General features: G+C 43.5%; 6 protein-coding genes. 1 reads left to right on the top strand and 5 read right to left on the bottom strand.

What is annotated here, in order from left to right:
• Window positions 1–375: 375 nt before the first annotated feature.
• From GKZ87_06085 to GKZ87_06065, 5 genes are all read right to left on the bottom strand, one after another.
• A complete protein-coding gene (locus tag GKZ87_06085) occupies window positions 376–711 on the bottom strand; it encodes a nucleotide pyrophosphohydrolase (protein ID QSI25079.1) in 336 nt (111 codons plus the stop codon).
• 314 nt (window positions 712–1,025) lie between these two features.
• On the bottom strand, window positions 1,026–4,460 hold the full coding sequence (locus GKZ87_06080) for an EAL domain-containing protein (protein ID QSI27901.1): 3,435 nt from the start codon (window positions 4,458–4,460) through the stop codon (window positions 1,026–1,028).
• A gap of 1,068 nt (window positions 4,461–5,528) precedes the next feature.
• Window positions 5,529–6,170, bottom strand: a complete 642-nt coding sequence (locus GKZ87_06075) for a hypothetical protein (protein QSI25078.1) — start codon at window positions 6,168–6,170, stop codon at window positions 5,529–5,531.
• A 191-nt stretch (window positions 6,171–6,361) separates the two neighbouring features.
• Window positions 6,362–8,989 (bottom strand): heavy metal translocating P-type ATPase, encoded by a 2,628-nt coding sequence (locus GKZ87_06070; protein QSI25077.1) that lies wholly within the window; start codon window positions 8,987–8,989, stop codon window positions 6,362–6,364.
• A gap of 16 nt (window positions 8,990–9,005) precedes the next feature.
• Window positions 9,006–9,269 carry a metal-sensing transcriptional repressor gene (locus tag GKZ87_06065; protein QSI25076.1) on the bottom strand — a complete coding sequence of 88 codons (264 nt, stop codon included), beginning with the start codon at window positions 9,267–9,269 and terminating at the stop codon, window positions 9,006–9,008.
• Window positions 9,270–9,455: 186 nt separating this feature from the next.
• On the opposite strand from GKZ87_06065, the gene GKZ87_06060 reads away from it, so the two are divergent.
• Window positions 9,456–12,266, top strand: coding sequence for a cell wall-binding protein (locus GKZ87_06060; protein ID QSI25075.1), 2,811 nt, complete (start codon window positions 9,456–9,458; stop codon window positions 12,264–12,266).
• Window positions 12,267–12,295 lie beyond the last annotated feature (29 nt).

Here is a 12,295-nt window from a genome sequence, read left to right as displayed (position 1 = left end):
CTCACACATCGGATATAAAAAGAACCATGTACCCTTATAAAAAGGATGTCTGCTCTTTTCACACATTTCAGATAGAAAACATACAGATATACATAATAATAAACTATGGAAGAAGCAAAGAACATCAAGGATACATTGTCAACAGCTATCAAAAAATATGACAAGCAATAAAAGATAATGAACATGGAAGAATAGTGAAAAGCTACACCCCATAATCTCAATTATACAAGCATTGAAGTGCAGTTTAAAAATTTAAAAAGTATAATAAAAATCTAAATTTCCTGATTCGTCACCTACATATCGAAATCTGGTTTTACTTACACATGCTTCTTCACATTCCCTCATGTACTTACACATACTTCTTCACATTTCCATTTAATTATTTGATCCAATATCTCCTTTACATTCCTTTCGCTTTTGATACTTACTTAATGCAGCCTTTAATGCTTTCTCTGCCTCTATATTCATTTCACAGCATAATCCCAATAGAGAAAATAAACAATCTCCCATTTCTTCCACACTTGTTTCATTCAAAGCATAATCCTTTTTCCCATAATCTGTTTCTTTCAAAATCTCTTTGCCCAACTCGCCTATTTCACTCACTAAATCAATATACCAAATTTTTTCATTACGCTCCAGTGAATTCTGCATCACGAATCTTTTAACTGTATTTTGCATATAAATGGCCTCCTTATCAAAAAAAGCTGTCATTATATTGATACGTATACAACAATGACAGCTCTTTACTCATATATAATAATATAAGATATGGATTCCTATGTAAATGTAGAAAGCATAAACTTCAAAATTACATATGCCTGTAATACAGCTAATGTATGAATTTTTTTTAATAATCCTTTCATTCGATCCATGACATTATGCAACTGGAAGAAGCTTTTTCCTTGCTCTATGCTTTGTTATATATAGAAAGGTATGAACTCTCATGAGAATTATCACTGTATCCTCCAGAATGTAAAACATCTCAAAGCAACCAGAAACGAAAACAAGAATCCGCAGGAAGGCTGCTATGTTTGATGCAAAATATAATGATCTTCAAACGTATCCACCGGAATCGGCCGGGCAAACAGGTATCCCTGTCCGTTTGGACAATCAAGTGTTTTCAGAATATCCTCCTGACGGCTGGTTTCCACACCCTCCGCAATCATTTCAATATCCAAATCTCTGCACATCTGGATGATATTGCGCAGGATAATACGGCTTCTTTGCTCATTTACCAGCGTTTTAATCAGGCTCTTATCCAGCTTCAGCGTATCAAAATGAATATCATTTAAAACTGACAGATTACTGTAGCGGATACCGAAATCATCCAGCGAGATACGTAAGCCAAGCTGCCGGATTTCCTGTACGGTTTTATAAACCATAGCGGAACAATTTTCCATGGTACTCTCTGTCATTTCGATTTCCAGGCATTGTCTTGGAAAATCATACATATCCAGAATTTTCTTCATACTGTTGATTATATCATCCTCCATCAGTGTGATTCTGGAAAAATTCAGAGATACGACCATATCATCCCGCTGCCATTTCTGTAAGAGCTTGCATACCTCCTCAAAAACGAAAAGATCTATATATCGAATCACCCCGTTGGATTCCAATACAGGGATAAATTCAGAAGGTGGCAGGATACCGAATTCCGGATGCTTTTGACGAATCAATGCTTCTGCACCGATTCCCATATGACTTTTCAAATGATACTTCGGCTGCAGGTAAACCACATACTCACCTTTTTGGATACGCTTTGTCAGATTTCTAAGCAGCTGGCGGTGCTGCATATCATCACTACCGTGCAGCTCATCATAATGACGCTTTTTATTTAGCTTCATCACAGTGTCCGCAGTATGTATCAACGCTGTTACATCACATTCCACGCTGTCCCAGGAAAAGCCCAGAGATACACTGAAATTTTCATTTTTCTCGATTTTCTCCTTCAGCATTTGAACCTTATGCTCCAACACAGCCTTTTCACAATTTATCGCGACAAGCAGAAATTCATCCCCATTAAAACGATAGATATCCGATTGTGTAAAAATCATTTTCATCAAATTAGCCAAATGACGGATATACTGATCACCGGTAACGGTACCGTAATCCTCATTGATTTTTTTAAGATTATCAATATTAGCTACAATCACCCCAAGGGAATGCACCACATCGGATTGATAACGTGATAAATTATTTTCATAGCTGTTTCTATTCAAAACATCTGTCAACAGGTCATAATGATTGGCATGCAGCGTAGCCTGCAGCAGACGGTGCCGTTTGATTTCATTTACGATAAAGCCGGATAAGGATTCCAGAAAGGACACATTCTGAAAGTTGGCATTGGTGTTATTTATGACCAGACAGCCAAACTCCTCACCATGCTCCTCCAGATGTATCCAGTGCTGGTTTTCCACATGATGACTCTGCATCAGCTGATACATATCAAAGGACTCTCCAATCATCGCCTGCGGATTTTCCAGCTTTATCGGCTGGTTCCACTTCTGTGCACTCAGCCATGCACTGAGTACCGCCACCTCCTCCTCACACAACGTCCATACGTCCTTGGAATAGCAGCCGATCCATTCACTTTTTAGCGTGTAAAGACCGCTTTGCTCATCCATTATCCAGATTCCGGCATGATGCGCCTTAAAAAAATGACAGATCGTTTCCAGAATGCTCTGCATCGCATCATCAAAATTCACGCATTCCTGCATATGCTGGATACCGCTGAGCAGAAAATGACTTTCCGTCGCATGGCTTTCCAGAGAATCGACAATGCTTTTATCATTGGAAATATCTACAGCGATTGCCAGCAGCACTACCTGCTGCTTCCACAGTATCAGCTTATTTTTAATAAGAAATTCCTGTTCCAGTGCCGTATTCATATCCTTCCATAAATAAAACTTATCTCTTGACCAGTTCGCCCTTGCACAAAACGGACAGGGAGTTTTCCGCCGATGCATGATTTCATAGCATTTCTTATCACGGCACTGGCTTTTTGTAAGCCCGACGCGATCATAAAAGGCCGTATTCCCCAATAACAGATCATAGGTATCCGGGTCAACGAGATAGGCGATATCGCCCACCTCCCCCAGATAGGTGTCAAAGTCCTTTTTTTCCAGCAATTCCAGATTCTCATAGCTAAGCCCTGTACCCTCTGTCTTTTCTGCAATTCCTTCCCGGATGTCCGGTATGGAGCTGAGCGTTCGGTTATAATACTGGTAAACACCCTTTTGTGAATTTTTCACCTGATACAGTGTCTTATCAGCCTGTGCGAATACAGTTTCATAATCACTGCTGCCTTTTACAAGCGTAATGCCGGCACTAAACTTAATATCGTACAGCTTTTCCTCCTGCAGCTTCTGATAAAGCTTCAATAATGCTTCATCAATCTCCTGATCAGATGCTATCTGCTTCATAAAAACGATGAACTCATCACCGCCAAAGCGTCCAACGATACAGTTCTCATGAAAGACCGCCTTTAGCTGGGAAGCAAACAGTATCAGGATTTCATCCCCTGCCTTATGTCCAAAGCTGTCATTGATCTCTTTAAAATTATCGAGATCCAGAATTAGAAAGGCACGCAAATCCTCCGTTTGCTTGCGCAGACACTGCATGATTTTGGTTTCCGCGCTTTTTTTGTTGTATACGTCGGTAAGCTGATCAAATTCAGATTCATAACGAAGCTGAAAGCTGCTTTTCTTGCGTTCATCGATATCTGTCAAATACATCAGCGCCATCAATTCATTCTGAAGCGGTTCTTTAAACAGCAGAATTTCTATTTCCATCCACATCATTTTATTCTGTTCGATGATTCTTCGAAATTCATATTTCAACCGGGTGATTCCGTTCTCATAGGACTGCGTGAGATTACTGCGGTCCATCAGCTCCATATAGCTTCTTCGATCCTCCGGATGTACAACCTTATGAATAAAGCGTGTATATAATTGTGTATACGTCAGCTTTTCGCTCAGCTCATTGTATAGATTCCAGATTCCTCCCATACCGTAAAACTGATCCTGCGTTATATTGATATGTCCATAGGCCTGCTTCTCTGAAAGCAGCATATGATAAAATTGTGTTTCCTTAAGATACGTTACATATTCCAGCTTTTCTTTGGAGATGTCCTCGATAAAGCCCATGATAACAGCTTCCCCATCCTCTTTTTTCTCATAGCTGCAAAACTGCAAACGAACCCATTCTCCACTTGTCAGCTTCACTTCATTTATGGTACGGACATGCTGCTGCATCGTTTTATGATACGCATGTTGCAATCTGGCATGATCCGCCTCGCTCAACGGCAGCGCTTTATCAGCATATTCAGAAAAGAAAGCAGTGTATGTCAGCATTTCAGGAAAGCCGGCAAGAAATTTTTTCTGATTGACCATATGAACAATCTGATTTTTAACGTCTATTACAAAGGCCTCCTGGCGAAGCTGCTTCAATAAAATATGCAAAAGCTGAAACATATCCTCTTTTCTTGTTTTATTAAGCACAAAATTACTTACATCCAGTGACATACAGCAATACACATCCTCTGCTTCCATCGGCTTTAGCTGTGTATAAAACCTGTGCGTTTCATTATCAATCTCTGCATCATGCAGAAATTCACTGATTTTACTATCACTGCGATATCCCTCGGAAAACTTTTCAGTAGAAAGCAGTGCTGACAGGCTGTTTTTATATTTGTATCGCACATCATCACGGGTTTGCTTCAGCAAAGTGTAAAAAGCGTCATTACCATACAGGATGGTAAGCTCCTTATCCCTTTTCAAGAAATAACAGGCCCATGGCGCATATGCAATCATAGCCTTTAATTGCTCTGTAAGCCCCTCGCATAACATTATATTGTCTTCACCCATATCTATCTCTCCTTCATGCACATCCACATTCCACAATCCTGCAATCATCCTCTACTTTAAACAGCACACAGCCAAAGCCATTCCTATCATAGCGTACCTGTATCAGAAAAGCATGATAAGTGTTAAATGCAAAAGCATTTAAACAGGCTGCAATAACAAAAGACGCTGATCTGTATGGCAAACAGGGATGTAACGCCGCCTAATCCTTATCATACCCTTATGTTGCATACGAACGCAGAATTGAAAGGCTGTAAAAGCGTAATCCTTCTTAACAGAAAGCAGAAGAGATTATTGAGAATAGCTGCACCATCCTGTCCGCATTACGTTCATCATAAGATAAAAGCATTTTATACTACTATTATTTTACACCAGAACCCCTTATTCTGAAAGGATAAAACCGTATTTCTCCCCTATTTATAAGCCTCTTTACACAATTTCCGTTATATCAAGGAATCCGGCTATACGCTGTGCCTGTAAACGCATCCAATTCATGAATGGAGCATGCTCCTTTAATAAGCCTTATCTGACACACGCGAACACTTCATCGCGTCTTACTCCTGCATGATGAAAATCGTTTTGCGGCTGTCATTTCTTGTTGTTTAGCCACAAAAAAAGCAGCATGTCCGATTCTGACATACTGCCTATGCTGGTAAATTTTTGGTGTTACTTCTTTTTCATCAGCTCATTGATTTTCATTTCATACGGTGTTCCCTTGAGATCACGGGAAGCTGCCTGCAGATGCTCCTTCTTCTTCTTTTCATCCTTCAGATAGCTGTACTGCAGAGCGAGCATGTAATGAAACATCCCCTTCTGTGCATCCTGCAGCTCTTCATTTTTCAGCTGTTCTTCCATATCGTCAATATAGCTGGTCTTTTCTTCCAACAGGATATCATAAATCACCTGACATTCCTGTGTAATGCTTTCATCCGCGATGGTTTTCATACGTTCCAGCAGCTTTTTACATTTCACTCTGCTGTCCTCATCCAGATAATAGTAAAATGCCTTAATTACAACATCCAGCTCCTGCTTCTTATTCATGCGCATACCGAGAATCAAATCGAAGCATTCCTCGATTTTCTTCTTGTCCGCTTTCATAATATACCCGTTCAGACGCATGTATTCACGATTAAACGGAGGATAGAAGTACTTACAGCTCAGGGTATCCAGACGCTTGAAATATGCATCGAAATCTCCCTGCTGCATATTTTTCAGCAGCTGCTTTAAAATTCTCTGTTTCCAAACCTGTGTGCCGACAATCAATACGATGGTAATCATCACGGCAAGAATAATAATTTTATAGTCCATAGTACACCTCAATTTTCATTAAGATTATTGTACTATATATCACGGCCTTTTTCACTTAAAATTTTCATTTTCTGCATAAAAAGCACAAATATTTTTTCATCCCCTGCAGTTTCCTGTAGAAATACTGTATAGTCCTGCTGTGCAAGCGTACAGATCTGCTTTTTCTTCACCCTGTTCTATTACTCTGTGCATTATTTGAAATTACGCAGGCGCAGGGCATTGCTGACAACACTGACCGAACTGAAGGCCATCGCAGCACCTGCAAATACCGGAGAGAGCAGCGGCCCGCCAAGCAAATGGAGAACACCTGCCGCGACCGGTATACCAAGGGAATTATAGAAGAAGGCCCAGAACAGATTTTGTTTGATATTGCGTATGACTGCCCTGGACAGACGAATCGCTGTTTCCACATCCTCAATGTTATCCTTAACCAGAACGATATCCGCACTTTCTACTGCAACATCACTGCCGCTGCCGATGGCGATACCGACCTCGCTTTGTGTGAGGGCAACAGCATCATTGATACCGTCTCCTACCATGGCAACGATATTTCCCTGCTCCTGCAGTTTTTTTATTTCTTCTCCCTTCTGGTCAGGAAGCACCTGTGCAATCACATGGGAAATGCCGGCTGTTTCAGCGATTGCCTTCGCTGTAATTTCATTATCTCCCGTCAGCATTACCACATCAATATGCTGGTTACGTAGACGGCGGATGACATCAACGGTCTGCGGCTTCAACTGATCCGCAATAGCGATGATTCCATAGATTTTCTTCGCTGTACCAATCCATACAACGGTTTTCCCCTGCTTCAGCCAGGCAAGCTCCTGCTGCGCATATACATCGCATGCAGCGCCTGCCTCCTCCAGGAATTTCCGGCTGCCTGCATACCAGACCTCATCCTTCCAGAATGCACTTAATCCACGTCCGTTATGTGTTTCAATGCGTCCCAAATCATACGCCGTAAGATCACGCTCCTTCGCTTTTTCCAAAATTGCGACAGCCAGCGGATGCCGGCTTCCTGCCTCCAGGGATGCTCCTATGCGAAGCAGCTTGGACGCATCCTCTGCGGCGATATCCGTAACGACCGGCTTACCAATCGTCAGTGTACCGGTTTTATCGAACACGATCGTATTGATACTGCTTGCTGTTTCCAGTGCTTCCCCGCTTTTCATAAAAATACCAAACTGCGCGGCTTTGCCGGTTCCCACCATGATTGCGGTTGGTGTCGCAAGCCCCAGGGCACAGGGACAGGCAATGACCAGAACACTGACAAAGATTGTCAGCGCAAAGGTGAAATCCTGTGTGGATATATACCAGAGAAGGGCCGCAATACAGGCAATCACCATGACAGTCGGCACGAAATATAAGGATATTCTATCCGCAATACGTGCAATCGGAGCCTTCTTACCCTGTGCATCCTCCACCATGCGGATAATTTTCGCCAGTGTGGTATCCTCCTCTACTGCATTGCATACCATAACGATTCTGGCATCCAGTGCAATCGTTCCCTGTATCAGAGGATCTCCCTGCTGTTTGGCAACCGGCATGCTTTCTCCTGTTAGCATGCTTTCATCCACATTCACATGACCCTCCTGTAGAATGCCATCCACCGGAATATGCTCTCCCGGCTTTACAACAAGGACATCCTGTACACTGATTTCCTCTGCCTGAATTACTACTTCCTTGCCATCCCGCAAAAGTGTGGCAGTTGTCGGACGAAGCTGCAGGAGCGCGGAAATCGCACCTGTTGACTTTTTCTTGGATATGCTTTCCAGATGCTTGCCAAACTGTACCAGCGCCACAACAACACCGGCAGATTCAAAATACAAGCTATGCACCGCATGCATATTTCCCTGCAAAATGGAAAACAGGGAATACAGGGAATACAGATAGGCACTTCCGGTACCCACTGCCACCAGCGTATCCATATTCGGCGCCTTATGAAACAAAGCCTGAAAGCCTCTCGTAAAGAAATGGCGCCCCAAAAGCAGAATCAGCGTCGCAAGGACAAACTGGATGAATGCAAAATTGAATGGATGCGTGTCATAGTGAATGATATCCGGCAGCGGAAGCCGGATATTTCCCAGCATATGCGACATACCGATATACAGTAGCACAAAGGCGAGAACAAGCGTCGTATAAATTTTCACACGCTCGTAATCCTTCTTTACCTCTGTTTCCTGCGTTTCCTCATGCAGTCTTCCCTGATAGCCGGTATTCCTTATAATTTCCAGTATTTCTGAAAGCTTGATGCTATGCGGATCTGCCTCCACAGTCGCTGTATTGGTTACCAGATTGACCGCTACAGAGGAAATGCCCGCTGTCTTCTTTAACGCACGCTCCAATGCCGCACTACAGGAGGAACAGGTCATGCCGTCCACATCGATTACATAGGTTTTTTTCTCCTCATCCAGCAGTGTAAAGCCGGCTTTTTCAACTGCAGTTGCCCAGGCTGTAAAATTCTTTTTTGTATAGGTGATACTGACAGTGTTCATTACCAGATTCACACTCGCCTGCTCGATTTCTTCAAAACGGTTCAGTACACGCTCCACCGCACCGCTGCAGGCAGCACAATGCATTCCCTCCACACGGTAGCTCTGCGTATGCGCCTGCTCGCGGTTCTTCATAAGGAAGCCGCCCTTTTCCACCGCCTGCTTCGCCTTGTTCTCATCAAAGCCATCGCCAAAGGTGACAGAAGCCTCCTCCATCACTAGATTCACACTGGCTGCTTCCACCGCAGGCTGACGCTTTAATATGGTTTCCACTGCGGCAGCACAGGCGGAACAGTGCATACCTTCTATTTTATATATTTTGTTCATATCGTTCTCCTTTACTCTATTTCAACAGAGCTGCAAGTACAGCTTCGATCTCGCTGATTTTTTCCTGTGCATCCTGCTGTTCTATGGCATTTACCACACAGCTGTGCAAATGTCCGCTCAGAATATGCTTATTTGCCTTTTTCAGCAGTGCCGTAGATGCGGATATCTGATTCGATATATCAATGCAATAGCGCCCTTCTTCGATCATTCGGATAATACCGTCGATCTGTCCGCGCGCCGTCTTCAGATTCTGTAGTGCTTTCTTTCGCTCATCGTTCATCGTTTACCTCCCCCAGGGGGTGTCCTGGTACGTTACTATTATAGTAGCTGCTGTTTTTCCTGTCAACTGCTTTACCCTCTGCATTTTTATCTCAATGAAATCTTACAATTTCTATAAAATTATGCACTTTCACATGTCACGCACACGATTGTACGATATAATGAAGCTATTGCGGAGGTTTTGGACATGTTAAAAAAGAAACGATACATCCTGATACTGAGTCTTTTACTGGCTGCCACCCCTGTTGCGGCATATGCGAGGGAGAATTCCCTGCAGGATGATGGAGTCTATCATATCGTCAGTGTGGAAAAGGATGGTTCCTATACTATATTGGAGGATTGTGACACCTATGCGAAGGCCAAGGTGCTGTATACCCTGCGGAAACGAAGCTATGACAATCTCGCCATCACCTATGGCAGCAGCTTTCTCGCTCTGGAGCAGGGGGTGGTGGAATTTGCCACAGCAAAGGACTGTACCGTAAACATCACCTATACAAATGATGAAAACGGGGAAAACGGCTATACCAACGGCTGCTATGGCATCGACGCCGCCTTTCTGGAATACAATCCCGGAACACAGAAGGTGAAATTCCGCCTTTCGGGTGTTACTGGATGGGCGGATGCAGAGGATGTCACCATTCATCCCATCGAGCAGGTAGCCAATGTTTCCTCCTTTACCGTAAAGGATGGTATCCTGCAGCATCACCTGAAGGCAAGCCTCACTACAGCAGCCTATGACAATGTATTGCGGCTGGGCAGCGCACCGCAGCAGCTAACGGAAAACAAGACCTACTATAGCTATGATACCCATTATTTCTATGATGATTACGCGGCGATGATGGAAGACTACCGAAATAACACGCATACCCGTGCAGTAAATGCGAATGCACCCTATTATAATTATTATCAGTATCTGAATCATCGCTCCACCAGCTCCTATACAAAAGAGGATGTGGACGATTATCTGAAAAACACGCTGGCTTTGCAGCACACGATATCAGGCTTTTATGATAAAGATAATTACATTCATGATATACTGACGCAATCTCTGCTGCTGCAGGGGGAAGCAGCCTTCTTTCAGTATCAGAACCAGTTCGGTGCCAACGCACTCATGATGCTGTCGCTGTCACTGAATGAAAGCGCCCTCGGTCGAAGCTATCTGGCGTATACCAGAAACAATCTCTTTGGACATGCCGCATATGATTCCGCAGTAGAGGAGAATGCATCCCGTTATACAAGCATCAGCGGGAGCGTCTACTCTCACGCTCTGCATTATTTATCAAACGCGTATTTGAATCCTGAGCAGTTTCAATTTCATGGCGGCTTCTTTGGCAACAAGGCAGGCGGCATGAATGTATCCTATGCCTCCGATCCCTACTGGGGAGAAAAAGCAGCCCAGTATTTCTATGAAATGGATCATGCCATGGGGGATCAGGATCACAATCGCTATGCATTGGGAATCGTAAAAAGCTCTGGTGTCAGCATCTATAAGAATGCGGATACGAAAAGCGATGTCATTTACCGTATTAAAAAAGGATACGATGCCGCATTGATCCTGCTGGAGAAGGTCGAAAACAAGGATGGAAGCTGGTACCGTGTACAAAGCGATCCTTCCCTTGACAGCAAGCAGAAGCAAAGCGATGGTACCTACAATTTCAAAAACAGCTATGGCTTTATCAAGGCAGAGGATGTAGCCAGCGTGTTGAACAGCAAACGCATACAGGAAAAATCCTATGTTGATATCACCTTCGATGCCAATGGAGGTACCTTCTATCCAACAGATAAAACCATCACCATGCAGGTGGAAACCGGTAAGCTTCCCACCATACAGGCCCCGGTAAAGGAGCATGCCCTGTTTGATTCCTGGGATATCAAGCTGGAGGCTGCCACAGAGCCGCTGACCTACAAAGCCAAATATAAGGAAGTCAAGCAAATCGTTTTCACTCAGAAGCCGCTGACCAGCTATGATATCAATGAATCGCTGGATGTCAGCAAAGGAAAAATCCGTGTGGATTTCGCAGATGGAAGCAGTAAGGAGGTAGCTATGACCACCGACATGGTGGAAGGCTTCTCAAGTAAAAAAACGGGGACAAAGACTTTAAAGGTCACCTATGCGGGCTGTACACTGAATTATGAAATCCAGGTTAGTGATGAGCTTTCCCGAAAGCAGGAAAACATGCAGCAGCGTGCGGCGGCTATCATCAAGCTGTATGATGGAAAAACCGGATTGAATGAGGAAGCACTGCAGGAGCTAACACAGTTTCGAAAGGATGTTACCGCATTTCCGCTGACACCCCTTGCTAATGAACAAATCCGCCTGATTGATCGTATTCTGCAGGAAAATTTAACGCCTCGCTACAGTGTCATCATAAAGGATAGTAAGCATGATTTACAGATATCCGGTCTTTCCACAGCGCGGATACAGGAAACAAGCTTTCTCAATAAGCTGATGCCAAAAACAATCGTCGTTAAGGTGAAGGATACCATTGATGCAGAACGAAAGGAGCTTGCAAGTAAAGTCGCTAAGGCAAACGGCACAATAGTGGAGGAGGCTTTCTCCATTGACGGCACAGATGATTTCTCCTCTTTGAAGCTGAAACAGGAAGCCGTATTCTCCATCAAAAAGCCTAAGGACAGCAAAAACAAGCGCTATCTTATCTATTATGTCGATGATCAGGACGTCTATCAGATTCCTACCGAGCAAAGCAAAAGCAGAATCCGCTTTACAACGGAAAAGCTGGGAAGCTATGTGTTGGTCTCAACCTCCCAGCGCAATCTCAGCGAACAGCAGGATTTCACTGAAGTGAATACGATAGCCCATAACGGTAAGAACTACATTATGCGCTATATCCTGATTCCATGTATCGTTCTGATGCTTCTTCTTGTTCTTATTCTGGCGGTTTTCCTTTATCATAAGCGTCATCCGCAGTTAAGGTTAAAAAAGCCGTGGAAGAAAACAGCACATAGAAAGCCTCCGCACCAGCCAAAAGTGGAGTAAGAGCATACGCCAGGAGAATAACAAAAGCA

The organism is Erysipelotrichaceae bacterium 66202529, from assembly GCA_017161075.1.
In the GTDB taxonomy this organism is placed as follows: Bacteria; Bacillota_I; Bacilli_A; order Erysipelotrichales; family Erysipelotrichaceae; genus Clostridium_AQ.
Note: the sequence above shows the minus strand (reverse complement) of the source record. Positions and strands in the feature narration are given on the sequence as shown.